This window comes from Labrenzia sp. THAF191a (assembly GCF_009363335.1).
Classification (GTDB): Bacteria; Pseudomonadota; Alphaproteobacteria; order Rhizobiales; family Stappiaceae; genus Roseibium; species Roseibium algicola.
This window is the reverse complement of record NZ_CP045333.1, coordinates 3,718,374-3,743,262: the sequence shown is the minus strand read 5'-3', so window position 1 is coordinate 3,743,262 and position 24,889 is coordinate 3,718,374. Positions and strand designations below refer to the sequence as shown.

Below are 24,889 nucleotides of genomic sequence, written 5' to 3'. Positions count from 1 at the left end.
CGGCTTAACCGTTCACGTCGCGGCTGTCGGCGGGAGCCTCGTCGCGCTCGTCCATGCCATAGTCGCGCACCACCTGCGCCACCCGCAAACGGTAGTCCCTGAAATAGCTGCTCCGTCCGGCACGCTGCGCCTTGCGATGCTGCGTGAGCTGCCGCCATTCATTCAGCGCGGCTTCGTCCCGAAAGAAGGAGACCGACAGTAATTTCTCCGGATTGGTGAGGCTCTGAAATCGCTCGACGGACAGGAAGCCGTCGATCTGTTCGACCAGGGGCTTCATCTCGGCAGCCATGTCGAGATAAGCCTGTTTCTTGTCCGCATGCGGGATCACTTCGAAGATGACGGCAATCATTTGAGTTTCTCTCCCATGCCATGCGGCGCGGAGGCCAGTTTCAGAAACGTGCGGTCTTCCCGCAAGATGAATTTTTCCTTCATGGCAAAAGCATAGTTCTCCTGCCCCAACGGGTCCGCGGCAAGCCGCGCCCGATAGGCTTCATATGCCGCAAGGTTCTCGATGGAATAAACACCGTAAGCCAGCGTCGTCGAGCCTTCGTGGGGTGCGAAATAGCCGATCAGATCCGCACCGCAACGCGGGATCGCCTGCCCCCAGTTTCTTGCGTATTGCTCAAAAGCGGCTTTCTTCGTCGGGTCGATGTGATAGCGGATGAAACAGGTAATCACCAAGGTCTCCTTCAAGGCTGTGTCGATTGCGCTTGTGTGACACGGTCAATGTCTGCAATGCTTCGACACAGATCGAACCATGGAGGAGATCTCATGAAGGATGGACCGGACATCGCCCGCATCGGCGCCTTGATGGGTGACCCGGCCCGCGCCAACATCCTGAGCGCGCTGTTAAGCGGCAAGGCCCTGACGGCGACGGAACTGGCAACCGAAGCCGGCATCACCGGCCAGACCGCAAGTTCGCACCTGAAGAAACTGATGGAAGGTGGCTTGCTGACCCAGGCCAAACAGGGCCGGCATCGCTATTTCACGCTCGCGGGACCGGAGGTTGGAGCCGTGCTGGAAGCCGTGATGGGCCTTGCCGCCCGCAAGGGCCACCTGCGCACCCGCACCGGCCCCAGAGACCCGCAGATGCGGGCCGCCCGTGTGTGCTACGACCATCTGGCCGGCGATATGGCGGTGCGTATTTTCGACAGCCTGCAGAAGCGCGGGTTCCTTGCCGTCTCGACGGACAAAGGCGGCCTCGCCCTGACCGCAGATGGTGAAGGTTTCGTCTCAGACATCGGCATTGACCTGGGTGCCCTCTCAGCAAGCCGTCGCCCGATGTGCCGTGCCTGCCTGGACTGGAGCGAAAGGCGCAACCATCTGGCGGGAGGTCTGGGTGCCGCTCTTCTCACGCGCTTCACCGAAAGCGGCTGGCTGCGCCGCGAACCGGCGGGACGCATCGTTCATATTTCGCCGAAAGGTGAAGCGGAACTGAAGAAACTGTTTCCGGTGGCCTGAGCAACAGCCCACCCTTTCTTCTCATCCACAGATCAACAAAAAACCCGGCCGAAGCCGGGCTTTGTAAGGAAGTGGGCAGACGCCAGGGGCAAACGAGGCGCCCAGTGATCTTGTTCTTGTTTCTTGGGGCCAATTTCGGGGTGGGCCCAGCTCAAAGAGACCGGATGGTCTCCTGAACCTTCGGAAGGGCTTCACGCCAGGAGCGATAAAGCCGCGCCGGCAACCACGCAAGGCGGTCCCGGTTGTAATCCTGGCGATGCTGAACCAGCAAAATTCTAGCGATTTGCACAGTCATGTTTTTTTCTCCTTTGGTGTGCGCAGAACCTTTATCGGCACTCACCTGATAGAGCTTATGTTAGCGCACTGCGTGCACATTACAAGAGCGCACATTGTGCATATTCTCAAAAAATTGTGTTATTTTCCTTACGTCATTTAATTCATTGGAGAAAATAAATAGCCTCCCGCGTGCAACACGCGGGAGGCCATCTGTTTCCACTCGGTCTAGGTGGTGCTGACCCTACTCGGCAGCGACCATCCGGGCCGGATCGTAGTTGAGAATCGGAGCCAGCCAGCGTTCCGCATAGGCCAGATCCCAACCTTTGCGTGCGGCGTAGTCTTCCACCTGGTCCCTCTCGATCTTGCCAACACCAAAATAATGGCTGTCGGCATGGCCGAAATAGAGCCCGGAAACGGAAGACCCCGGCAACATGGCCCTGCTCTCTGTCAGCTGAATACCTGTCAGGCGTTCCGCATCGAGCAGCCGGAACAGGGTATCCTTTTCCGTGTGGTCCGGCTGGGCCGGGTAGCCCGGTGCCGGACGAATGCCCTGATATTTTTCCGCGATGATATCGTCGATGGACAAGTCTTCGGCGGCGGCGTAGCCCCAAATGTCCTTGCGCACGATCTGGTGCAGCTTCTCGGCAAAGGCTTCCGCCAGCCGGTCTGCCAGGGCCTGGGACAGGATCTTGTTGTAGTCGTCCGACTCCCTGGCGTAACGTGCCGCCAGCTCGTCCTCGCCATGACCGGAGGTAACGGCAAATCCGCCAATCCAGTCGGCAATGCCGCTGGCCTCGGGCGCAACGAAATCGCTGAGGGCGATATTGGCGCGGCCACCTGCAGTCCGGCTCATCTGCTGGCGCAGCGTGTGGAAGGTCGCCAGCGTTTCGCTCCGGCTTTCGTCGGTGAAGACACGCACATCGTCACCAACCGCATTGGCCGGCCACAGGCTTGCAACACCACGTGCCGTCAGCAGCTTCTTTTCAACGATCTCATCAAGCATCCGCCGGGCATCGTCGAAAAGCGCCTTGGCCGCCGGGCCGTAGCGATTGTCGGTCAGTACCGCCGGATAACGGCCCTTGATCTCCCAGGTGGAGAAGAACGGTGTCCAGTCGATGAACGGCACCAGTTCCTCCAGCGGGAAATCGTCATAGACAGTCGTGCCTGGCTTCTTCGGCGCAACCGGCTGTTTGCCCTTGAAGTCGGCCTTGAAGGCATTGTCCCGCGCGGCTTTCAGCGACGTGCGCTGCTGAGAGCCCCGGCCGGCTGCATGCTTTTCGGCAATATCGGCATATTCGGCACGCACATCGGCATAGTACGGCGCGCGGCCACCTTCGCTCATCAGCTTGGAGGCAACACCGACAGCCCGGCCCGCATCGGTGACATAGATTGCCTGGCCACGGGCATAGTTCGGGTGGATCTTCACCGCTGTATGGATCTTGGACGTGGTCGCCCCACCGATCAGCAGCGGCACGTCAAGCCCTTCACGTTCCAGCTCGGCGGCAACGTGGCACATTTCGTCCAGCGACGGTGTGATCAGGCCGGACAGCCCGATCATGTCGACCTTTTCCTGACGCGCCGTATCGAGGATCTTCGCTGCCGGCACCATGACGCCGAGATCGATCACCTCGAAGTTGTTGCACTGGAGAACGACGCCGACAATGTTCTTGCCGATGTCATGCACATCGCCTTTGACCGTGGCCATCAGGATCTTGCCGGCGGAAGAATGACCCGTCTGGCCAAGCTCTTCCTTTTCCTTCTCCATGAACGGCATCAGATAGGCGACCGCCTTCTTCATGACGCGGGCAGACTTGACCACCTGCGGCAGGAACATCTGCCCGGATCCGAAGAGATCACCGACGACATTCATACCGTCCATCAGCGGGCCTTCGATCACGTGCAGCGGCCGGTCGAAGGCCTGGCGGGCTTCTTCGGTGTCTTCTTCCACGTAATCGGCAATGCCGTGAACGAGCGCGTGTTCCAGGCGCTTGGCAACACCCCAGGTGCGCCAGGTGAGATCGGCTTCCTTCTTCTTGCCACCCTCGCCTTTCCAGCGCTCGGCCGCTTCCAGCATCCGGTCAGTGCTGTCCTGCCGCCGGTTGAGGACAACGTCCTCGCAAAGCTCGCGCAGTTCGCGATCGAGATCATTATAGACCGCAAGCTGACCGGCATTCACGATGCCCATATCCATGCCGCGCTTGATGGCATGATAGAGGAATACCGAGTGCATCGCTTCGCGCACGGCTTCGTTGCCTCGGAACGAGAACGACAGGTTCGATACACCGCCCGACACATGGGCGTGCGGCAGGTTCTCGCGAATCCAGCCGGTCGCCTCGATGAAGTCGACACCGTAGTTGTTGTGTTCCTCGATGCCTGTCGCGACGGCAAAGATGTTCGGGTCGAAAATGATGTCTTCCGGTGGGAAGCCAACCTTTTCGGTCAGGATCTTGTAGGACCGCGCGCAGATCTCTGTCTTGCGCTCGAACGTGTCGGCCTGTCCGTTTTCATCAAACGCCATCACCACAACGGCAGCCCCGTAGCGGCGCACCAGCGTCGCGTGCTTGATGAACTCCTCTTCGCCTTCCTTCATCGAGATGGAGTTAACGACGCCCTTGCCCTGAATGCATTTGAGACCCGCTTCGATGACCGTCCACTTGGAACTGTCGATCATCACCGGAACCTTGGCGATATCCGGCTCGGCGGCCACCAGGTTCAGGAAGGTGACCATGGCTTCCTCGGAATCGAGCAGGCCTTCGTCCATGTTGATGTCGATGATCTGCGCGCCGTTCTCGACCTGCTGACGGGCAACTTCAAGCGCGGTTGGGTAGTCACCCTCCTTGATCAGCTTGCGGAACCTGGCCGAGCCGGTCACGTTGGTCCGTTCGCCCACGTTGACGAAGTTGGTCTCCTTCGTCACCACGAACGGCTCCAGGCCCGACAGACGCATGTGAATGTCGATTTCCGGGATCTCGCGCGGTTTCTTGTCCGCAACGGCGTCTGCAATCGCCTTGATATGCGCAGGCGTGGTACCGCAGCAGCCGCCGACAACGTTGACGAGACCCGCCGAGGCAAATTCCTCGATCAGGCCGGCCATATGTTCCGGGCTCTCGTCATATTCACCGAATTCGTTCGGCAGGCCGGCGTTCGGATAGGCGCACACAAGCGTGTCGGCGACGCGGCCGAGCTCGTCCACATGTGCACGCATTTCCTTGGCGCCAAGTGCGCAGTTGAGACCGATGGTCAGCGGGCTGGTGTGACGGACGGAGTTCCAGAAGGCTTCCGGTGTCTGTCCGGAAAGCGTCCGGCCCGAAAGATCGGTGATCGTACCGGAAATCATCACCGGCAGGATCTTGCCGGTTTCTTCGAAGACCTCGTCAATAGCAAATAGCGCCGCCTTGGCGTTCAGCGTGTCGAAGATGGTCTCCACCAGGATGATATCGGCACCACCCGCAATGAGACCGCGGGTAGCTTCGGCATAGGCAATGCGCAGATCATCAAAGGAAACAGCACGGTAACCCGGATTGTTCACATCCGGCGAGATCGACGCGGTCCGGTTGGTCGGGCCAAGCGCCCCGGCGACGAAACGCGGCCGGGACGGATCCTGTGCCGTGACCTTGTCGCAGGCTTCACGCGCGAGTTTCGCGCTTTCGAAGTTCAGCTCATAGGCAAGCTCTTCCATGCCGTAGTCGGCCTGGGCGATCGTCGTGGAGGAAAAGGTGTTGGTCTCGACAATGTCGGCACCGGCTTCCAGATAATCGACATGGATTTTCCGGATCGCGTCCGGCTGGGTCAGGCTCAGCAGGTCGTTGTTGCCCTTGATGTCGCTCGGCCAGTCCTTGAAGCGGTCACCACGGTAGGCCGCTTCATCCAGTTTCAGAAGCTGGATTTCCGTGCCCATGGCACCGTCAAGGACGAGAATACGGGTCTTGGCGAGGTCACGGAGGCGCTCGAAGGCGTCTGACTTGATCACGGGGTTTCCTTCCGGAAATTTCTGTTGGTTTGGCCGGCGGAAGCCGGCGTGATTTGACTGTGCAACCGGACAGCGTGTCAGCTGTCCCGGTCGGTATCGTTGTAGGAGGCGTCCCAGAACTTGGTGCGGCTGTGAACGTCGTCTTCGGTCGGGTGCCAGTCTTCTCCGCGTGCCTCATAAACGGCCAGGAGCCCGAGAATTTCGAGGGCCGAATGCCCGCGGAACTCGTGGTCCTTGTCGGTGGCGACGATCAGACGATTGTTGTCCGCGCCCATGTCGACGACATGAAGCTCGAAACCCTTCTCGCGCAACACCGCATAGGCGGTCGATTCAATGGCATCGGCAGTGCTTAACTTGATCATCTCGCTCCGCTTCCCGCTTGGTTTCCGGTCGTTCCTGTCCTGATGACAGCAGCGTGTCCCGGCTGCGCCGATACCCCCAACCCTGCCGCACCCAGGTAAGGGTAAGGGGCCAAGAGGGGGCATCCGCTCTAAATCCAAAACAACTGGCTCGTTTCTGCGCCCGGCCCGGCCGCCTCGCCTCCCTCAGGCCGCCAGGGTTTCCTTGGTTTCCGGCTGCCCCATGCCAAGCATGTGGCAGATGGCAAAGGTCAGGTCGGCCCGGTTCATGGTGTAGAAATGGAAGTCGTTGATGCCGCGGTCGACCAGGTCCATCACCTGTTCGCAGGCAACCGAAACGCCAACCAGCTTCCGGGTTTCCGGATCGTTGGTGAGGCCGGCAAAACGCCGAGCCAGCCACTGCGGAATGGATGTGCCGCATTTGGCGGAGAACACCATCGTCTGTTCGAAATTGTGGATCGGCAGAATGCCCGGGATCACCGGAATGTTGATGCCGGCGGCCGCAATCCGGTCCAGGTAATCATCGAACAGGTCATTGTCGAAGAAATACTGGGTAATGATCCGGTCCGCACCGGCGTCGACCTTGCGCTTCAGATTGTCGATCTCTTTCTGCCAATTGCCGCTTTCCGGATGCCTTTCCGGATAGCCGGAGACGGAAATATCGAAATTGGCGATCTTCTTGACGCCTTCGACCAGGTCGGAGGCATAGGCATAGCCCTCCGGATGCGGCACGTAACGCGAGCCGATGCCGTCGAGCGGGTCACCGCGCAGCGCCACCAGATGACGCACACCCAGATCCCAGTAGTCCTTGACGATCGCATCGATTTCGCTGCGCGCCGCGCCGACACAGGTCAGGTGTGCCGCCGGTGCAAGGTCGGTTTCCTTCAGAATCCGCTCGACAGTGCGATGCGTGCGCTCGCGGGTGGAACCGCCGGCACCATAGGTCACGGAAACAAAGGACGGGCTGAGCGGCGCCAGCCGCTGAACCGTCTGCCACAGCGTCTCCGCCATCTTGTCGGACTTCGGCGGGAAAAATTCGAACGAAGCCGTGATTGGCGAAGGTGCGGCCTGGTGAGACCGGCGGTTGGAACAGGTTGTCATGTTAGGCGACCTCTCGGGACGTGTCTCGGGCAGGCAGGTCGGTGACAATTCGGCGGTCACGCGCAAGCCAAAGGGTTACGGTAAGGTTGGTGTCGTTGCCGTCTCCCGGAACAAGATCGGTGACCTGTTCCAGGTCCAGTTCGAGCGCTTCAAGCCAGCGCTCCATCTGGTCATGGGCAAAGCCCAGGCGACGATGCGCGTGTTTTTCGCGCAGGAACTCCAGCTGATGCGGAGCAAAATCGATGATCAACAGGCGGCCGCCTGGACGCAGCGCACGGGCAGCCTCGTTGAGCGCCCTTGCCGGTTCTTCCAGAAAGTGCAGCACCTGGTGGATCGCCACGACATCGAAGGACCGCGGCGGCACATTCAGTGCGTAAACATCGCCGTGGCGTACCTGGGCGTTAGAAAGCCCGGCCTTGGCGAGGTTCGCGCGGGCAACGGCAAGCATGTCATGCGAGGCATCGACACCAAGTGCCGTCGCATACTGGTCTGCAAACACTTCCAGCAACCGGCCGGTTCCGGTGCCAAGGTCGAGGAACGACTGGAACGGCTTGTCGCCCAGTGCCTTGCGCATCGCCTTCTCGACATCGTCTTCGGAAACATGCAGCGAACGCTCCCGGTCCCAGGTGAGCGCGCGGGCTGCAAAATATGCAGCCGCCTCGTCCGCCTTGGCCTTGCGGATCGCCCGGAACCGTTCCTGGTCCGCCGCGAGCACCGGGTCTTCCAGGGAAATACGGGCAACAAGATCGCGTGCAAGCTGGCCTTCAGGACCATCCGCCAACCTGTAGTAGACCCAGGCTCCTTCCGGGAACCGCTGTATGAGATCCGCTTCGGCAAGCAGCTTCAGATGACGGGAGATGCGCGGCTGGCTCTGTCCGAGGATCGCCGTGGCATCCTTCACCGTCAGCTCGCTTTCCGCCAGAAGCGCAATCAGCCTCAGGCGCGTCGCCTCGCCGACAGCCCTCAGGGCGGCCAGGGTATCGTCAACGGACAGGGTCTGTTCTTCGGTCATGCGCTTCGCCATCAATGTCGATATAAAGATATCTTTATATGAAATCGAAGCACCATGCAAGGGATCAAAACAAATACGACACTGATTGGTCCGTATTCGTCGAAATTACGCCCGCAGGAGAAAAACGAAAGCCGACCTGCGCACCACCTCGCATCCGCTGAGCGGGACCATCAGCACAAATGGAACGAGCCACTTCAGGTCAGGTGAGCTGCCCTACGCGGTCTTGAGCTCGGGCAAGGGCAATAGCCCAGCCCTCGCGTGACACGCCGAATTGCACCACCTCCCGCATCTGAGCAATGCGGCAGCGCTGACCTAGAGCGTCTGTGCGGCGTTGATGGAGGAAACAAACCGGCGGGTGCGCTCGCGCTCTGGATGACGGAAGATCGCATCCGCGTCTCCGGTTTCCACCACCTGCCCGGCCTCCAGAAAGACGACATGATTTGCGATCTGCGATGCCAGTCGCAGGTCGTGCGTCGCCATCACCATGGTGGTCCCTTCCCGGGCAAGCTGGCCGAGTACATCGACCACTTCACCGGCCAGTTCCGGATCGAGCGCGGAAGTCGGCTCGTCGCATAGAAGCACCTTGGGCGAAGGTGCAAGAGCACGGGCAATCGCAACACGCTGCTGCTGACCGCCGGAAAGATTGGCCGGCCAGGCGTCGGTCTTGTGCGACATGCCGACCTTTTCGAGCAGATCCAATGCCCGCTTGCGTGCCTTTTCACGGGGCCATTTCTGAACCACCAACAAGCCCTCCATCACATTCTCGATCACTGTCCTGTGCGGAAAGAGCTGAAAGTTCTGGAACACCATGCCTGTCTCGCAGCGGATCTTCTGAACCGATGCCTGCGGCACTGAAACGCCCGGCTTGAACGTGATCTTGTGTTCACCGACTTGAACGCTGCCGGAGGTCGGTATCTCCAGCAGATTGATACAGCGCAGCAAAGTGCTCTTGCCGCCGCCCGACGGGCCAACAAGCGCCGTAACGCTGCCTTCCGGAAAACGCAGCGAGATATCGTCGAGGATGAGCGCTTCGCCGATCTTTTTCTCGATATGGGAGAGTTCGATCATCTTGATGTCTCCAGCATGCCGCCATATCGCGCAAACCGGACTTCCAGCCGCTCCTGCAGCCAGGCAAGCACGGAACTCATGGCAAGATAGATCAGGGCTGCCTCAATGTAGAGGATCAAAGGCTCATATGTGGTGGCAACGATGCGCTGCGCCGACTGGAACAACTCCGGCACCGTGATGGCAGCGGCCAGAGACGTATCCTTGACCAGCGAAATGAAAGTATTCGACAGCGGCGGCACCGCCACGCGTCCGGCCTGCGGCAGGATCGTGCGCATCATTGCCTGGCGCCATGTCATCCCGGTGGAAAACGCGGCTTCCCACTGTCCCTTCGGCACGGAGGAAATGGCAGCCCGGATGATCTCCGACGAATACGCACCGACATTGAGCGTAAAGCCGATCAGGGCGGCTGGAAACGCATCCAGCAAGATACCGATACTGGGCAGGCCGTAAAAGATCACGAAGAGCTGTACCAGGAGCGGCGTTCCCCGGAAGACCCAGACATAAAAGCGCGCGACCAGCACCAGCGGCAGCGGCGCGAACAGGCGTGTGACAGCCGTGGTCAGACCAAGACTGAGCCCCAGTGCGAAGGACAACAGCGTGAGCGGAATGGTGAATTTGACCCCCGCCCACAGAAGTGTCGGCAGGGAATCGATCATCAACTGAAGCCAGTGAGGCACGATAAAGCTCCAAAAAAACGCGCCCGGCGCGAACGCCCGGCGCTTTTCGTTTAGGTGAGAAGGGCCGGTCTAGATCTGCATGGACCGGCCTTCATCATGTCAGTTGGACACGTCCTGACCAAAGTACTTGTCGGAAATTGCCTGGTAAGTACCATCCGCCTTGATGTCGGCCAGCGCCGAATTCAGGGCGGCAACCAGTTCCGGATCACCCTTGCGCACCAGAATGCCGGAATAGTCGGCATTTGCCTTCTCGGCGACAACCTTCACCGGCGCATCCGGTTTCTGCTTCTTGAAGTCCAGATAGGACAGGCTGTCGTTGATGGTCGCATCGGCGCGGCGTGTCAGCACCAGCTGGATGGACTGGTCGAACCCGTCGGTGCCGACCAGTTCCGCTCCGGCTTCTTCCGCCAGCTTGCCGAAATTGCTGGTCAAGGACTGAGCCGCCTTTTTGCCGGCGAGGTCTTCGAAGCCATTGATGTCGTCATTGCTGGCGCGAACGATCAGCACTGCCTTGGAGGCGATGTAGGGGTCGGAGAAATCGTATTTCTGCTTGCGGGCGTCGGTGATGCCGACCTGATTGATGACCACGTCGTAGCGTTTGACGTCCAGGCCGGCGATCAGTCCGTCCCATTTGCCTTCGATGAACTCGGCCTTCACGCCAAGCTTTTCGGCAACGGCCTCGCCGATTTCCACATCGAAACCGACCAGTTTGCCTTCCCCGTCGTGGAAGGTGAAAGGCGCATAGGTGCCTTCGGTTCCGATCTTCAGGACACCTGCCGATTTGATCGCATCGAGGTTTTCACCCGCCTGCGAGGGAGAAAGGGTAAGTACCTGCAGCACTGCGGCCGTGGCAATCGCTTTGAACCAGCTCATATCAATTCCTTTCCGGCATGATGAGTGAGTGGCCTTAGTGCCGGAATGTGGAAGCGATTGCAGGAGAAGAAAGAGCAAAAATGCAGAAAGAGGGAGAATATTTTGCTCTCATATCGCGGATCGGCAGCACACGACACAACACCGGCTGAAGCCCCGCCCCCCCTCTCTGGAAGTGTCCTGGCGGCAACCGTCCGCCACGGAAACTGTTCCCGTGACCGCTCCTAAGGTTGCCGGCATTCGCTAAAGCGGCTGAAGGTTCGTGGATACGTTCTCCAGATCAGGCTCCAAATCGGCTTCATGTGAATATTTTCCACAAGATGACGAAACCTTCGCCTTGGGCGAGGAAGCATCCAGCCCGCTTCGTGTTGAACCTCGATCGGAATAGTCACGTGGTTGCGATCCTTGAGCGTGCCCTCCCGAACGGATCAGGTTTCCGATTGCCAAAGTCCGATTTCGGCTGAACTCGTCAGCTTTCGGCGGGCACGGCACCTTGATCCAGCATGTGATCGAAGCGCCCTTCACGCACACAGCCCGGCAGACCTTCGCGCGGGATGATCTCGGTGCCGACAAGCTCTTTCGCGTAGAGCCTTTCAATATCGCTGGTATCGACCGTCTGGCCATGGACGACGGATGCCAGTTTGGTCCGGAAGGCTTCCACGCCGCCCATGGATGAAAAATGCCAGCCTGCATCGGGCAGGATTTTCACCGGGCAGCTGATGCCCGACAGGTTGTTGTTGCGGATCCTGAGAAGCGGCTGCGCGACAAAACCCGGCACGTAGGACTTTTTCGTCATACGTGCCTTTGTCCGGCGCAGCTGCTGCGGCGTGGTCAGGTACTTCTTTTCAATCATCCTCGACCCCAGCAGCCAGGTCTTGCCGGGAACGATACGGTCTAGATGGTGTTTGTGCAGGCTCTGTTCGAACACCAGAAGCCGCCCCTTGTAGAGTTTCTCGTCCAGCACCTTCTTCAGAACATCTGCCCGCACGATCTCGTCGACATCCGACAGAAGGATGACGTCGTCCGGCGCACAGGCTTCCAGTCCCCGTGCAATGCAATTGCGCTGATAGTTCTCGCGTTCCCAGTCCGCCTTCCGGCGGTTCTTGTAGACGCCGAGTGCCGGCGGCAATTCATCGGGAAACTCGACCTGAAGATCGATGATCTTGTCGGCCCAGGGCGCAAACCGTTCGCGATTTTCCGCAAAGTAGAACGGCTTTGGACCACCGCGTTGGGTCTGGTTCGCTTCCACCAGGACAAACTTGTCGACATGGTTCCCCATCTCCCGAAGGCGGATTTCCAGAAGGTCGAATTCGTTATGGAAGACAAAACAGTCGTAGAGCTTCATGCCTGGGCCCGGTTTCCTCGATCAGCGAAGGGTGGCGCATCCCGGCTGCCGGTTGGCAGCTCAAGTCATGGCAAACCTCTTCCTGGTGCCTGCCGGGACCGATATCGGATTTCAGTCAAGAGGTCCACGGACCTCGCGCACAAAAGCGAATAGACCGCCCCTCACCCTGTTGCCGATGTACCTACTTGATTGAAAAGGGCATCCGGACTTTCGCGGAATTGCCGCTGAATTCATCGTTGACGGTGAGTTCCAGTACATAGTCGCCCGCCGGAGCCCCGCTGACATTCAGGGTCAGGTTGGCCATGTATTCGGTATTGGGCACGTGGCTCTTGAAGTCGAACCGACCAAAGCCCTTTTGCCCGGCCAGCACCTTGCCATCGGGCGACGCGAGGTCGAAGTCGACGGTCAGAAGGGATGTGAACAGGCCATCCTGCTGTTTCCAGTCGAAGCCAACCGGCTCCAGATAGATGCGCAACGGCTCGTCCGCTCCGAAAGCTGCATCTCCCCTGGGTTTATAGATGCCGAAGCCGTCGGCGGGGGCCGTCACGAACAAGGCGGTTGGAATGGAAATGGTGGCTTTCGACCAAACGTCGAAGAGGGCCTCGCGCATCAAAGAGATGGCTTCCCCGCCCTTGCCGGCATCAAGCGCGGCCTCCGCTTCAGCCGTCTTGTCCTGCAACGGTCCCGCAATGGCCTGGCATGACAGGGCAACCGCAAGCGCAGTTCCCAGAAACATTGGTTTCAGCATAGTCTCCCCCTTCACATTTGCGATCCGAGAAGTGAAGCACACCATTATGGCGGTCTCGCCGCAAGTCCAGGATCCGGCGCTGCGACGCAGCGGGTGCTAAAGCTGGTCCTCGGCGCTGCTTCCGGTCCCGTCACCAATGCCCTCACCCAGCATTCCAGCCGCAGCAGCTCCTGCGGCAGCAGCTTCCTTGGCAGCAGGCGGCATTGCCTCTTCCTCGTCGTCGGTCCCGGCAACACGCACGGTCACCTGGCGATGTGCAAAGCGGATCCCGTTCTTTTCGAACAGATCGCGCAAACCTGCATAAACGACCTTGCGAAGCTCGAACTGCTTGCCTGGCTTGGTCGTGAACTTGACGCGCGCGATCATGGCGCTGTCTTCCATCGACATGATGCCCTGAGACTTCAGCGGCGCCAGGAACATGGGCCCGAAATACTCGTCCTCCAGCAATTCCTTGCCAAAGTTCTTGATGATCTTGCGCATCTTTTCCACGTCGGTGTCGTAGGTAACGCGGAACGCAAGTTTCATCACCGCCCAGTCTCGTGAGAAATTCTCCACTTTCTGAATTTCGCCAAAGGGTACCGTCGTAAGCGCACCGCGGTGGTGCCGCAGTTGCATCGACCGGATCGAGATCTTTTCGACAACGCCCTTGGCGCTGCCGATATCGATGTATTCCCCTTTCCGGAAGGCGTCGTCGATCAGATAGAAAGCTCCGGAGAAGATATCCCGGATAAGGGTTTGAGCCCCGAATCCAACTGCCAGACCGACGACGCCGGCACCGGCGAACAACGGCGCGATATTTACGCCCAGCTGCGACAGGATCACCATCGTGGCGATCACCACGATCGTGATGAGCAGGAAATTGCGGAAGATCGGCAGCAAGGTGGAAATCCGGCTCTCACCGGTTCCGCCGACTTCCGCCTCTTCGTCTTTCTCGGCAGGCGCTTCCTTGGCAATTTCCCGGTCAATGACGATTTTCACGGCCTCATAGGCCATGTAGCCAAGGAACATGACCAGAAGCACCTCGACGAAGGAACCGATCAGCGAGCCGCTGCCCGCAAGCGGCAGTCCCCATTTGGAAGCCAGCAGGTCCAGCGAGGTGAACACGACCAGAATAGTAGCGCCCCGGTCGAACAGATCCCGGAAGGGCGAGCGCCGCGCTTCCCGCTCGGCAGCTTCCGCGCGTGCCTGGGCCAATGTGCTGGCAACATCCTCTTCGCCGCCCTCGCCTGCTTCGGCACGTTTGATGTCCTCGGCAATCTTCTCCTGTGCGGCGGCCGTGTCCAGCCGCGGCAACAGAACCCGGTCGATGAGCAGGATCAGCAGACCATAGGCAACCGCAGCCATCAGCAGCACTTCCAGCGGTGCACCGACCAGACCGATCGCGTCCGGCAAGTCGAGCAGGATACGCACTGCCGAAATCCCCCAGGCCAGGAAGAAATAGGCAACGGCAACAAAGTGCCAGCCGCTGGCCAGAACCCTGCGCCAGATTGGCGCTTCAGCCCCGTTCTTTCCCCGGATCAGCCGCGCAATTACCCTGCGATAGACAATCGCGATGCCGGACAGGATGACCATCGACAGCGCGGAGGCTGCAATCAATGCCAGCTTGTGAACGTCAGACGACAGACCCAGTCGTTCCATCCAGAGGCAGAAGGCAACCGCCGCAAGGGAAATGGCGGAGCCGACAAGCAGCGTCCTGTAGAGCCCGGTCGCTTCCTGATTGGAAAGCGCCAGCAACCGGTGGCTCTCCGCGTCGGGTGCCAGCACATTCAGCCAGACGACACGGAGCGCCAGAAACACCGCCATGGTGCCGACAACCACAAGTGCGGTCTTGTTGGATGCATCAATGCCCGTTCCAACCAGAAGAAAAACCCCGGCCGAAACGGCAAAGAAGAGCCCGACACCGACGAACATCAGGATCGCCCGGGCATATAGATAGATAATCTTGTCAGCCCGTGTCGTCGCGTCCGGCTGGTACCAGGACGCGAATTGCCGGCGGCCCCACCGGTTCACCAGGGCACAGGCCACAAGGCCGAGAACAACGGCAATCAGAATGTCCACCAGCGTCGACGACATCCAGTTGAGACCCCGTTCGCCCCCCTGGGCCCGCAAGGTCTCCACCATCACATCCTGGATCTCCGGAATTTTCTGAACGATGGACTTGAGGACATCCCGGGCCTCGACGGCATCTTCGGTGAACTCGTCCACGGTCTGAAGAAGGCTTGCGCCTTCACCCGCGCCCTCGGCGGGCGCCACTGCAGAGCCAGCCGCTTCCGGCTGCACATTTCCATCTGCCGTTGTTTCAGCGTCAGGAGCCACGGTACCGGTCTCGGTCTTGGTAGACCCCTTTCCGGAAAACAGCCCGGGTATTCCCTGTGCCTGTACCCCTGAGGGCAAACCACCCAGACACAGAAAGAGTGCAAGCACACCTGACAGAAGAAGCAACGTCTTGCCTGGCCTCTTGCGGCCGCCATCGGCAAGACAGGATCGGCGATTGGTTAGATGTGAAAAGCGCATGTCAGCCCCAGGACGAGTCGCGAAAAGGATCCCCGTCTTTCTTGGCACGGATCTGTGCCATTTGAAAGAAAGCCGGCTCTTCGCAAGGAGCTGAAAAAGAAGAGGCCCGATCCTTTCGAACCGGGCCTTACATGCAGGCAGGAGGCGCCTTGCTTAATTGTGTCAGTGCAGCACGTTGTTGTTCCAATGAGCCATCTTGCGCTTGGCTTCGGCGATCGTCATGCGCTCGAACATGGCCATGGCGTCGCTGCGCACATCCGGTGTCAGGCGGTGACGCCAGGGGCCGATGGCCAGCAGGGAACCCACGGTGATGGAGGAGAAGCCGGAAGCCTTGGCAAGGATGACAAACGGCTCCGGATCGGGGCGCACCATCCAGTGGCTGACTTCCTCGACACCGCATCTCACCAGCCAGGCAAAGGTGGCAACCGCTTCTGCGAACCGGTCTTCCGAAGCGAACCGGCGCAGGGCGGCCTCATTGACCATCCCGCGTTTGGCCAGCAGCAGGACCCGGCTGCGCGCTGTTTCGAAGTCGTAGCGGCCCAGCCAGTACTGGTTGGACATGCGCTGTGCCGCGATATCGGCCGCTTCCTCTACACGTTCGGCTTCGTGACCACGGCCGGTTGCATGCAGCTTCCGCCGGACTTCCTCGCTGGCAACCGAGATCAGGCTGGCGATATGCGCTTCGGCAAGATCCGCACGCTCGCTCAAGGAAAGCTGCAGCGTCGCATCGGAGGCAGCATCGCTGATCAGGGCCATGATCGATGCATCCGACAGGCAAGCACCGTCGTTGCTGGCCACCTTGCGCTTGACCTTCAGATCACCACGACGCACCAGCACATCGGTCAGCTCTTCAGACAGAACCTCACGCTGTGCAATGGCGAACCGGTGCGCATTGCCGCGCTTTTCGGCGATCTTGATCAGATCAGCCTCCCGCAGCACGGTGGAGCGCAGCAGGATCGGCTCGGCCACCTCGATTTCGTCATCGGCCAGACGGCGGATGGTTTCTTCCGGACCGCGTCTCAGGCTGGACATCTGGTCAGCGACATAACGGCGAACTTCGTCTTCCACCATGTCGACAAGCCGCAAGAGGACGGAGTCATAAATATCGACCTGCTCGTCGGAGCACCGATCGGAGGTCAGGGCAAACAGGGTTGCGACATGCCGGGCCAGTTCGGCCCTCCGGGCGCTGCCAGCTTCACCGGTCAGCTCCGAGAAGTTCACCAGTTCTGTTTTCAACGCTTCAGTCATGTTCCATTACCAATTTTCACAAGTGTGCCGGTTTGGCGTTGGTACAGAAAATGACGATGAGTTTTAAAGAAGGTCGAAACGCGCTTTTCCAGAATGTAATTGTCTTTTTTTAAAACTTGAGAACAATTCTAACTATATCGCATGTATTCATTACATGTCATTGAAATGTAACAATTTTGACCGCGTCGCCCCCCGCTCGAAGTCACTTTTTTATCCCGTTGAAATCCGAATATTTTTTTCGAAAAAAGATTTTCAAGGGCCGTTTCAGTAGCCTCCGAAGGTCAGAAATCGCGACTGGTTTAAATACATTCGCTGCGCCGCAAGGTCCCTGGAGAGGGACGTGCCCGTCAGCAGCGCACGAGATAAAGAAATATTTCTCTTTCCTTATTGACCCTTCACCAGGCGCGATCTAAATAAAGAAAGAAATATATTTCTTTATTGGAGCCAGCCATGTCCTCCGTCGTCCGTTTTCCCCGTGTCGCCGCCATACCGCCCTCCCGCACCCGCGGTCTCTATCAACTGGCGGCCCTCCTGCGACGGAAACTCGGCAAGGCCCTTTTCCGCCGATCCAGCCATCAATCCATTCCGGACGATCTTCTTTTCGATGTCCTCAGTGACAACGATTTGAGAGCCCGCGAAGAAAACCGGCGGCGGCCGATCATTAGCGGCCCCTGGCGCTAGCTCGTCCATGGACCTGTGTTCGGTTTCAGGATTGCAGCGCCCTCACCCGGAACAAAGGACATAAAAAAACCGGCACCCTGCGGTGCCGGTTTTTTGCTGTTCCTGATCAGCCTTTACTCGGCTGCTGCCAGAAACTCCTTGGTGCCGGTCTTGTTGTCCGAGCCGCCGTCATTGCTTCTGTCGAGCTGCTCCAGAAGCACCCGGCGCTTTTCAGTCGCCTTTTCGATGTTGTCATCCTTGATCGGACCAAACCCGCGGATGAGATCCGGAACCCGGGCGAGCTCGACCAACAGGCCGTAGTGTCCTTCCTGCAGCCGTTTCAGGATCTCGGCAATATCGCCTTCATACTGGCTGATGAGCGCGCGCTCGGTCTTGCGTTCCGCCGTACGGCCGAACGGGTCGTACCATTTGCCGCGCATGCCCTTGAACTTCGCCAGGAAGCTGAACGCGGAGAAGATCCAGGGCCCAAAGGCAATCTTCTGCGGACGGCCGGTCTTCGGATCCTTGCGATGCGCGAGGAATGGCGGCGCCAGATGAACCTTCAGCTTCTTCGGGTCTTCAAAGCGCTGCGCAATCTTCTCCTTGAAGGCGGGATCGCTATAAAGCCGCGCGACTTCATATTCGTCCTTGTAGGCCATCAGCTTGAAGAGCATGTCGGACACTGTCTGCGTCAGGCGGAACGTGCCCGGACCATGCGCTTCGTCAGCCTCTTTGACCTTGCCGACCAGATCCAGATAACGCTGCGCGTAGGCCGCATCCTGATAGGCGGTCAGCTCCTGGGCGTTGAAGGCAATCTTCTCGTCGACGGTAAAGACACGCTGTTTGGCTTCCGACGGCAGCGCCTTGAGCAGCTTTTCCGGATCTGCGGCCAGCACGCGGCCTGCACGGAACGCCTTGATGTTGTTCTTCACCGACGCGCCGTTGAGCTCCAGCGCGGTTTCGATGGCATAGTCCGAGACCGGCAATGCGCCGCTCTGGAACGCCATGCCGACCAGCAGCATGTTGGCATAGATGGCATCGCCCAGAAGCTTCTCGGCAATGTCTGCAGCATTGACGGGCAGATATGTGCCGGAGGCTTTGCGCAGGGCGCTGTCCATCTGCTTTTCATCGAAGGAAAGCGTCTGCTTCAGCACGAATTCCGCAGTCGGGGCCACCTTGGTGTTGGCGACAGTCATCGTGTGACCACGATGGGCGAGCGCGAGCTGATCCGCGTTCGCGGCCACCACCATATCACTTGCGATCAGAAGGTCGAGGCTGGCTGCCGGAACCCGCGGACCTTCAATCGACCTGTTGCCCGCCGCAAAACGCACGTGAGACGTCACCGGGCCACCCTTCTGGGCAAGGCCGGTCATGTCCAGCGTGGAGGCCTGCTTGCCGTCCACATGGGCCGCCATAGCCAGGATCGCGCTGATCGTGGTCACGCCCATGCCACCGATACCGGCCACCAGCGTGTTCCAGGTGCGGTCAAGCGAGGCAAGCGTCGGCAGCGGCAGGGTTTCCACCAGGATGTCGATATCGACATCCGCCTTCTTCGGCTTCTTCAGTGCAGCACCGTTGATCTCGACAAAGGACGGGCAGAACCCCTTGATACAGGAGAAGTCCTTGTTGCAGCTCGACTGGTTGATGACGCGCTTTTCACCGAACGGGGTCGCCAGTGGCTCCACCGACAGGCAGTTGGACTGCACGGAACAGTCTCCGCAGCCTTCACACACCCGGTCATTGATAAAGAGGCGCATGTCCGGATCGGGGAACTGCCCGCGCTTGCGCCGGCGGCGCTTTTCCGCGGCACAGGTCTGGTCGTAAACGATCACCGACACACCCTTGAAGGTCTGGAACTCTTCCTGAACCTCCATCAGTTCGTCGCGGTGGTGAATCTTGGTTCCCGGGGCCAGCGGTGTCCAGGAGCCGTAGCTGTCCGGGTTCTCCGAAACCACCGCGATCCGCTCGACGCCTTCGGCTTCCAGCTGACGGGTGATCTGCGGAACGGTCAGCTGGCCGTCCACCTTCTGGCCACCGGTCATGGCAACCGCGTCGTTGTAGAGGATCTTGTAGGTGATCGGCACATTGGAGGCGAGCGCCTGCCGGATCGCCAGGATGCCGGAGTGGAAGTAGGTGCCGTCGCCGACGTTGGCAAAAACGTGGCTGTCGCCGGAGAAGGGCTGCTGCCCGACCCACAGGACACCCTCGCCGCCCATCGCAATCTGGCCTTCCGTTGTCCGGCCGGCCATTTCCGTCATCGCGTGGCAGCCGATGCCCGGCAGCGAGCGGGAACCTTCCGGTGTCTTGGTCGACGTGGAATGCGGGCAGCCGGAGCAGAAGTAGGGAATTCGGGCAGCGCGTTCCGCATGGCCCTGGGCCCACATGGCCTGTTTGGTCATCCGGTTGGCAACGGCGCGCATTTCTTCCGAAACCACGTCGCCCGGCAGCCAGGTCATGAGGCCTTCGATAAGCTCGGCAACGGACAGTTCCAGAACGTCGGACAGGAACGGCGTCCCGTCCGGACGGCGTTTGCCCCAGATTTCCGGCCGGCTCATTTCCGGCCAGTGGTAGGAGATGTCCTTGATCTGGGATTCCATGAACGCGCGCTTGTGCTCCACCACCAACAAACGTTCTGTGCCACGGGCGAAATCACGCAGGCCGAGCGGCTCCAGAGGCCAGCTCATTGCCACCTTGTAGACCCCGAGGCCCAGCGCCTTGGCAAAGTCCTCGGTAATGCCCATCAGGTCGAGTGCCTGCAGCAGGTCCCGGTAGGCCTTGCCGGAAGCAACAATGCCGTATTTGGGATTGGTCCTCGTACCGAAGGTGACCCGGTCCAGACCGTTGGTCCGCACATAGGCCTGAGCGGCCGGAATACGAAGATCGCGCACCAGACGCTCGGTCTCCAGGCGGTTGCCCAGAAGAAGATCGCGGTTCTGGTGATAGTCCTTGCGCGGATCGCCTTCCAGCGGACGCACCATGCGCAGCCTGTTCGGAGAGATATTGATCGTTGCCGAAGCATCCATCGTGTCGGCAACGCAGATCAGGGCCGTCCAGAGGCTGGTGAAGCGGGACATTTCCAGGCCGTGCAGGCCGTAGTCGAGAACATCCTGGATATCGGCCGGGTTCAGGACCGGAATTTCCGCATGCTCGAAATAGAACTCGCTCTGCGCCGGCAGGATGGAGGATTTAGCAAGGTGGTCATCACCGGCCAAGGCAAGCACCCCGCCGTTGCGATCGGTGCCCGAAGCGTTGGCCTGACGCAGCACATCGCCGGCACGGTCGACGCCCGGCGCCTTGCCGTACCAGATGCCGAAGACGCCGTCGTAAGCGGTCGCCCGTCCAACGCCACCCTCGCCGCGCAGCTTCTGGCTGCCCCACACTGCGGTCGCGCCCAGCTCTTCGTTGACACCCGGCTTGAAGACGACGTCATACCCCTTGAGGTGGCGATGAGCCCGCATCAGCTCTGTGTCGTAACCGGCTAGCGGCGATCCCCGGTAGCCGGAAATGAAGCCGCCCGTTTTCAGGCCGGCCAACTGGTCCATGCGCGCCCGATCAAGCGCCAGCCGGACAAGCGCCTGTATGCCTGTCAGATAGACCCGTCCTTCCGTGGCGACGTATTTGTCCTCCAGGGTAACGGTTGGCATGTGCACGTTCATCCGAATTCCTCCTCAACCGACATCTGGGGCAATGTCCCCCGGCGGCAACCTCACATAATAGGTAATATCATCCTTTTCTCAGGCAATTTCTGTGCTATCGTCACGGCCAATCACCCAGAGGCAGAATAAAAATTCCTAAAATATCCAATGACAGATAAATATCTTCTCGACCCGTCGGACATACGTGTTCTGCGTGTACTGCAACGGGATGCGTCGCTCTCCATTGCCGAAGTGGCAAAGGAAGCGGGCATGAGCCAGACACCTTGCTGGCGCAGGATCAAGCGCCTCAAGGAACAGGGAATCATCCGCCAGATCACTGCCATCATCGACCGCGAATCCGTGGGTCTTGGCTTCGTGGCCTACTCGTTCGTCAAGCTTGCGGTTCCCAGCCGCGAGAACATGGAAACCTTCGACAAGCTGGTACACCATTGGCCCGAGGTCGTGACGTGCGAGCGCATCACCGGTGCCGTCGACTATCTTATCAAGGTTGTGACGGATGATATCAAAACCTACGACAATTTTCTGCGTCTGAAGCTGCTGGACAATACGCTCGTGTCCGATGTGCAGTCTCGCATCGTCGTCAATACGGTGAAGGACACCGTCGCCCTGCCCTTGCGCGAGAGCTGACATCCGACCTTGAACGACCACCAGGTTAGACGTTCAGGTGGCGAACCGCAACGCAGACAGCCCCGCCGGGTCAAGGAAAGGCTGCTTGCCCGCAATCATGCTGGCCAGCAGCCGTCCCGTCACCGGTCCGAGCGTGAAACCGTCATGGGCATGGCCGAAGTTGAGCCACAGGCCCGGTATCTTTGCAGACGGACCAACCACGGGCAGCGAATCCGGCAGACACGGCCTGCTTCCCATCCACGGCTGTTCCTGCAACGACCGCCCAAGCGGAAAAATTTCCTCGGCCCGTCGTTTCGCCAGCTTGACGATCGCCGGATTGGGCGGGGCATCGCGCTCGGCCAGTTCGACGCCAGTGGTCAGGCGAATGCCATTATCCGTCGGTGTCAGGGCGAAGCCGTTTTCGACATCCACAACCGGTCGTGACAGGGACGCCCCGGATAACGGACGATAATGCATGTGGTAGCCACGCTTGACCGCGAGCGGAAAGGTTTCTCCAAGGCGTGCCAGCAGATCCGCGGACCAGGCTCCGAGGGCAACCACTGCCTGACGGGAAAACAATGTGCCGCGTTCCCCCTCGATTTGCCAGCCGCCACGCTCCTGCTTCAGCTTCATCGCATCGGCACGGAAATATCCGCCCCCGTCATGCACGAACCCCCGCCAGAAAGCATCGACCACGGCACCGGGATTGGAGACCGAACAACTTTCCGGCCAATGAACGCCTCTCAGCCCCTGCGCCGTCAGGCCAGGCTCCAGCGTTCCGATCTCACCAGCCGACATTTCCCGATAGGAAACGCCAAACACTCGTGCGTATTGGCGTTCGGTTTCGCTTGCCTGGAAGGCAGTCTCCGAGCGGTAAAGATGCAGCCAGCCCCCCTGGCGGTAAAAGCGGTTGGCATTGGTCGCATGCGCCAGGTCCAGATGCTCCTCGACGGCGAAGGCTCTCAACGGAGCAATCGCCCGCGAATAGGTCTCGACCCCGCGGGCATTGCCTGCTGCGTGGAACTGGCGCAGCCACGGCAACATGCGCAGCACGGTGGCCATATCCAGCGAAACGGCACTGGAGCGGCCGAAAAGGATCGCCAGAAGCGTGAGCGGATGCGTGGGCACCGCATGCGGCACGAAGCCATTGCGCTGGACAATCCCGGCATTGCCGAAGGAAGCTTCCTCGCCCGGGTGCTTGCGGTCGATCAGCGCAACAGACAGGCCCAGCCGCTGCAGATGCAGTGCCGTCGACACGCCGACGATACCGGCGCCGAGCACCATCACGTCGAAGGATTGCGTTTGCCTGGTTTTTGCTGTCATGCCTGTTCCGGACGGTGCCCTAATACTGGCGTCCGAGGTCCGGATCCTTTAAGAGGCGCGGAAGTGCCTGCCACAACTCGCGGTTCAAAGGACAACTTAAGATGATTCGATGGTGTGGTGCAGGCTTGGCATGGATCGGGCGCAACGGAACGGCCGCCCTTGCTGTGAGTATCTTCATCGGCATGGCCTTGCCGGCGCTGTCCGCCTATCTGCGGCCCTACCTGACCGTTGCCGTCTTCAGCCTGTTGACCCTGGCTTTTCTGCGGGTCGACACCTTCGCGATCCGCATGCGCCTGCGTCGCCCCGCGCTTCTGATTGCCGCCCTCCTGTGGATGATGCTCGGCGCGCCCCTGCTGACGTGGCTGCTGATCGACCTCTCCGGCCTGAAGGCCCTTGGCCCCGATGTGATGCTGGCTCTTTTCATCGCAACCGCCGCTCCCCCGGTGATGGCGGCTCCTGCCTTCATCTATTTGCTCGGCCTTGATGGCACCCTCAGTCTCGCGCTTTCTGTTGCCGCTCTGATCATCACCCCGCTGACGGCCCCCTTCATCGGCGAGTTGATGCTCGGGCCCGCCCTGCCTCTCAGCGTCGGCGGGCTAGCCATCCAGCTCTCCTTGCTGCTCGCAGGCGCCTTTGCGGTCTCGATCGCCTTTCGCAAACTGGCCGGTGAAGAGCGCCTGGCTCGCTCCTCCCACCACATCAGCGGTCTCAATGTGCTGCTGCTGTTGGTCTTTGCCATAGCTGCCATGGACGGTGTCGCCGCGAGCTTTGCCGCAAAACCACTGTTCACGCTGGGCCTTACCGCCATCACCTTCTGCCTCGCACTGGTACAGATTGCTCTAAGCCTGCTGCTGTTCTCACCGGCGAGCCGAGAAGACGCCTACGCGATCGCCCATACCTGTGGCACCAGAAACATGGGGCTGATGGTCGCCGCCTTCGGTGGCACCCTGCCCGAATTCACCTGGCTCTGGTTCGCTGTCGGCCAGTTTCCGATCTACATCCTGCCCCTGTTCCTGAAACCGTTTGTACGGGTGTTCTGCCGTCTGAACGTGAAAACTGTGACGTAGCACACCTGACAGGCGAACGTGCTAGGCTTACCACTTGCCAGGTCAAACACTTCGCGTGAGGTAAGTGCCGTGTCCGTTCTGCCAGCCACCGTCAAATCCCTGTGCTCATCGGCGGGCCGCAGTCTTCTGTGTGCCGCAACGCTCCTGCTTGCCGGCGCGAGCTTCGCCCCGGTTGCAATGGCTGGAGACACCGCAGAGCTTCAGCTTCTCGGCTTTTCCAGGAACGGCGATTTCTTCGCCTTTGAGCAGTTCGGCGTCCAGGACGGATCCGGCTTCCCCTATTCTGAGATCTTCGTTGTCGACGTGATCGGCGATACCTGGGTGCCGCCGTCTCCCTTCCGCCTGCGCAAGGATGTCGACACCGGCCCGGGTGAAGCGGCCGACAATGCCCTGTCGGAGACCAGGGCGGAGAACCGTCTTGCCGCCCAGCCGCTGCTCCAGGACAAGGCCATTGCCGGTAAAGGCCAGACCGTCGGCTTCAATCCACGCACCGAATTGACATCCGATCCCCACAAGATGCTGGTTGCCCCGCGCGTCACTTTCCTGTCCGGTGACGATCCAATAGACCTCACCCTGTCGGAATACTCTCTGCCGAATACCCAGTGCCAGAGCTACGGCGCCGAGACCAAGGGGTTCCGCCTGACCATGGTCCACAATGGTATCACCCGCATCCTCAACGAGGACAACAGCGTGCCTGAAAGCCGCCGTTGCCCGCTGGCTTACCGGATCGAGCGCATCGTCACCCATTTCCCCGATGAAGCCCCGCCCGTCTTTGCCGTGCTCATCCAGATGGACAGCCTTGGCTTCGAAGGGCCGGACCGCAGATATCTGGCGATAACGGGACGTCTTTGAGCTTCTAAACCGATTGAGGCCGGCTCGGGTATCTTGCCCAGTCGCATCAGAAGTGCTAGCGCGGCGGCAACATCAG

21 protein-coding genes are annotated in these 24,889 nt (G+C 59.9%); 5 read left to right on the top strand and 16 right to left on the bottom strand.

The annotated features are described in order from the left end of the window. Nucleotides 1–4: 4 nt before the first annotated feature. The gene (locus tag FIV05_RS17195) at nucleotides 5–349 is read right to left on the bottom strand and encodes an antibiotic biosynthesis monooxygenase (RefSeq protein WP_152510407.1); all 345 of its coding nucleotides are present in this window, start codon (nucleotides 347–349) and stop codon (nucleotides 5–7) included. Beyond that, nucleotides 346–678, bottom strand: a complete 333-nt coding sequence (locus tag FIV05_RS17190) for an NIPSNAP family protein (protein WP_055656646.1) — start codon at nucleotides 676–678, stop codon at nucleotides 346–348. Before FIV05_RS17190 ends, FIV05_RS17195 begins: the two co-directional genes overlap by 4 nt. A 93-nt stretch (nucleotides 679–771) precedes the next feature. On the opposite strand from FIV05_RS17190, the gene FIV05_RS17185 reads away from it, so the two are divergent. Then, nucleotides 772–1,461, top strand: a complete 690-nt coding sequence (locus tag FIV05_RS17185; RefSeq protein WP_152510406.1) for a winged helix-turn-helix domain-containing protein — start codon at nucleotides 772–774, stop codon at nucleotides 1,459–1,461. A gap of 151 nt (nucleotides 1,462–1,612) precedes the next feature. Here the strand turns inward: FIV05_RS17185 and FIV05_RS31620 are convergent, their stop codons facing one another. From FIV05_RS31620 to FIV05_RS17130, 12 genes are all read right to left on the bottom strand, one after another. Beyond that, nucleotides 1,613–1,756, bottom strand: coding sequence for a hypothetical protein (locus FIV05_RS31620; protein WP_156912470.1), 144 nt, complete (start codon nucleotides 1,754–1,756; stop codon nucleotides 1,613–1,615). Between the two features lie 222 nt (nucleotides 1,757–1,978). Beyond that, nucleotides 1,979–5,707 (bottom strand): methionine synthase, encoded by a 3,729-nt coding sequence (gene metH / locus FIV05_RS17180; protein WP_152510405.1) that lies wholly within the window; start codon nucleotides 5,705–5,707, stop codon nucleotides 1,979–1,981. Between the two features lie 77 nt (nucleotides 5,708–5,784). Beyond that, nucleotides 5,785–6,069, bottom strand: a complete 285-nt coding sequence (locus FIV05_RS17175) for a hypothetical protein (protein ID WP_077292563.1) — start codon at nucleotides 6,067–6,069, stop codon at nucleotides 5,785–5,787. 183 nt (nucleotides 6,070–6,252) lie between these two features. Beyond that, nucleotides 6,253–7,167: a methylenetetrahydrofolate reductase [NAD(P)H] gene (gene metF, locus FIV05_RS17170; RefSeq protein ID WP_152510404.1), complete on the bottom strand. Its 915-nt coding sequence runs from the start codon at nucleotides 7,165–7,167 to the stop codon at nucleotides 6,253–6,255. Between the two features lies 1 nt (nucleotide 7,168). Continuing rightward, complete coding sequence (locus FIV05_RS17165) at nucleotides 7,169–8,179, bottom strand: metalloregulator ArsR/SmtB family transcription factor (protein WP_031269253.1); 1,011 nt, start codon at nucleotides 8,177–8,179, stop codon at nucleotides 7,169–7,171. Nucleotides 8,180–8,491: 312 nt separating this feature from the next. Next, the gene (locus tag FIV05_RS17160) at nucleotides 8,492–9,247 is read right to left on the bottom strand and encodes an amino acid ABC transporter ATP-binding protein (RefSeq protein WP_152510403.1); all 756 of its coding nucleotides are present in this window, start codon (nucleotides 9,245–9,247) and stop codon (nucleotides 8,492–8,494) included. Next, complete coding sequence (locus tag FIV05_RS17155; protein ID WP_031269252.1) at nucleotides 9,244–9,924, bottom strand: amino acid ABC transporter permease; 681 nt, start codon at nucleotides 9,922–9,924, stop codon at nucleotides 9,244–9,246. Before FIV05_RS17155 ends, FIV05_RS17160 begins: the two co-directional genes overlap by 4 nt. Nucleotides 9,925–10,023: 99 nt before the next feature. Next, nucleotides 10,024–10,797: an amino acid ABC transporter substrate-binding protein gene (locus tag FIV05_RS17150; protein ID WP_152510402.1), complete on the bottom strand. Its 774-nt coding sequence runs from the start codon at nucleotides 10,795–10,797 to the stop codon at nucleotides 10,024–10,026. Between the two features lie 466 nt (nucleotides 10,798–11,263). After that, the gene (locus tag FIV05_RS17145) at nucleotides 11,264–12,139 is read right to left on the bottom strand and encodes a hypothetical protein (protein ID WP_152510401.1); all 876 of its coding nucleotides are present in this window, start codon (nucleotides 12,137–12,139) and stop codon (nucleotides 11,264–11,266) included. 181 nt (nucleotides 12,140–12,320) lie between these two features. Then, the gene (locus FIV05_RS17140) at nucleotides 12,321–12,887 is read right to left on the bottom strand and encodes a hypothetical protein (protein WP_152510400.1); all 567 of its coding nucleotides are present in this window, start codon (nucleotides 12,885–12,887) and stop codon (nucleotides 12,321–12,323) included. A 96-nt stretch (nucleotides 12,888–12,983) separates the two neighbouring features. After that, a complete protein-coding gene (locus FIV05_RS17135; protein WP_152510399.1) occupies nucleotides 12,984–15,401 on the bottom strand; it encodes a mechanosensitive ion channel domain-containing protein in 2,418 nt (805 codons plus the stop codon). A 162-nt stretch (nucleotides 15,402–15,563) separates the two neighbouring features. Continuing rightward, the gene (locus tag FIV05_RS17130; RefSeq protein WP_152510398.1) at nucleotides 15,564–16,649 is read right to left on the bottom strand and encodes a DUF2336 domain-containing protein; all 1,086 of its coding nucleotides are present in this window, start codon (nucleotides 16,647–16,649) and stop codon (nucleotides 15,564–15,566) included. Nucleotides 16,650–17,099: 450 nt separating this feature from the next. On the opposite strand from FIV05_RS17130, the gene FIV05_RS17125 reads away from it, so the two are divergent. Further along, nucleotides 17,100–17,330 carry a hypothetical protein gene (locus tag FIV05_RS17125; RefSeq protein ID WP_152510397.1) on the top strand — a complete coding sequence of 77 codons (231 nt, stop codon included), beginning with the start codon at nucleotides 17,100–17,102 and terminating at the stop codon, nucleotides 17,328–17,330. Between the two features lie 113 nt (nucleotides 17,331–17,443). On the opposite strand, the gene FIV05_RS17120 is transcribed toward FIV05_RS17125, so the two are convergent. Then, on the bottom strand, nucleotides 17,444–20,965 hold the full coding sequence (locus FIV05_RS17120; RefSeq protein ID WP_152510396.1) for an indolepyruvate ferredoxin oxidoreductase family protein: 3,522 nt from the start codon (nucleotides 20,963–20,965) through the stop codon (nucleotides 17,444–17,446). 147 nt (nucleotides 20,966–21,112) lie between these two features. Here FIV05_RS17120 and FIV05_RS17115 point away from each other — a divergent pair, with 147 nt between their 5' ends. Beyond that, nucleotides 21,113–21,592, top strand: a complete 480-nt coding sequence (locus FIV05_RS17115) for an Lrp/AsnC family transcriptional regulator (RefSeq protein ID WP_006939550.1) — start codon at nucleotides 21,113–21,115, stop codon at nucleotides 21,590–21,592. A 33-nt stretch (nucleotides 21,593–21,625) separates the two neighbouring features. Here FIV05_RS17115 and FIV05_RS17110 read toward each other — a convergent pair whose 3' ends face one another. Beyond that, a complete protein-coding gene (locus FIV05_RS17110) occupies nucleotides 21,626–22,894 on the bottom strand; it encodes an FAD-binding oxidoreductase (RefSeq protein ID WP_152510395.1) in 1,269 nt (422 codons plus the stop codon). A gap of 101 nt (nucleotides 22,895–22,995) precedes the next feature. Here FIV05_RS17110 and FIV05_RS17105 point away from each other — a divergent pair, with 101 nt between their 5' ends. Beyond that, entirely contained in the window at nucleotides 22,996–23,961 is a 966-nt protein-coding gene (locus FIV05_RS17105; protein ID WP_173013877.1) for a sodium:proton symporter, read from the top strand. A 69-nt stretch (nucleotides 23,962–24,030) separates the two neighbouring features. Next, nucleotides 24,031–24,813, top strand: a complete 783-nt coding sequence (locus tag FIV05_RS17100; RefSeq protein WP_152510394.1) for a DUF2259 domain-containing protein — start codon at nucleotides 24,031–24,033, stop codon at nucleotides 24,811–24,813. Nucleotides 24,814–24,889 lie beyond the last annotated feature (76 nt).

Coding starts and splice junctions, on each gene's coding strand:
- FIV05_RS17195 (WP_152510407.1), bottom strand. CDS start 349: ATGATTGCCGTCATCTTCGAAGTGATCCCGCATGCGGACAAGAAACAG.
- FIV05_RS17185 (WP_152510406.1), top strand. CDS start 772: ATGAAGGATGGACCGGACATCGCCCGCATCGGCGCCTTGATGGGTGAC.
- FIV05_RS31620 (WP_156912470.1), bottom strand. CDS start 1,756: ATGACTGTGCAAATCGCTAGAATTTTGCTGGTTCAGCATCGCCAGGAT.
- FIV05_RS17175 (WP_077292563.1), bottom strand. CDS start 6,069: ATGATCAAGTTAAGCACTGCCGATGCCATTGAATCGACCGCCTATGCG.
- metF (WP_152510404.1), bottom strand. CDS start 7,167: ATGACAACCTGTTCCAACCGCCGGTCTCACCAGGCCGCACCTTCGCCA.
- FIV05_RS17165 (WP_031269253.1), bottom strand. CDS start 8,179: ATGACCGAAGAACAGACCCTGTCCGTTGACGATACCCTGGCCGCCCTG.
- FIV05_RS17160 (WP_152510403.1), bottom strand. CDS start 9,247: ATGATCGAACTCTCCCATATCGAGAAAAAGATCGGCGAAGCGCTCATC.
- FIV05_RS17150 (WP_152510402.1), bottom strand. CDS start 10,797: ATGAGCTGGTTCAAAGCGATTGCCACGGCCGCAGTGCTGCAGGTACTT.
- FIV05_RS17145 (WP_152510401.1), bottom strand. CDS start 12,139: ATGAAGCTCTACGACTGTTTTGTCTTCCATAACGAATTCGACCTTCTG.
- FIV05_RS17140 (WP_152510400.1), bottom strand. CDS start 12,887: ATGCTGAAACCAATGTTTCTGGGAACTGCGCTTGCGGTTGCCCTGTCA.
- FIV05_RS17135 (WP_152510399.1), bottom strand. CDS start 15,401: ATGCGCTTTTCACATCTAACCAATCGCCGATCCTGTCTTGCCGATGGC.
- FIV05_RS17130 (WP_152510398.1), bottom strand. CDS start 16,649: ATGACTGAAGCGTTGAAAACAGAACTGGTGAACTTCTCGGAGCTGACC.
- FIV05_RS17125 (WP_152510397.1), top strand. CDS start 17,100: ATGTCCTCCGTCGTCCGTTTTCCCCGTGTCGCCGCCATACCGCCCTCC.
- FIV05_RS17120 (WP_152510396.1), bottom strand. CDS start 20,965: ATGAACGTGCACATGCCAACCGTTACCCTGGAGGACAAATACGTCGCC.
- FIV05_RS17115 (WP_006939550.1), top strand. CDS start 21,113: ATGACAGATAAATATCTTCTCGACCCGTCGGACATACGTGTTCTGCGT.
- FIV05_RS17110 (WP_152510395.1), bottom strand. CDS start 22,894: ATGACAGCAAAAACCAGGCAAACGCAATCCTTCGACGTGATGGTGCTC.
- FIV05_RS17105 (WP_173013877.1), top strand. CDS start 22,996: ATGATTCGATGGTGTGGTGCAGGCTTGGCATGGATCGGGCGCAACGGA.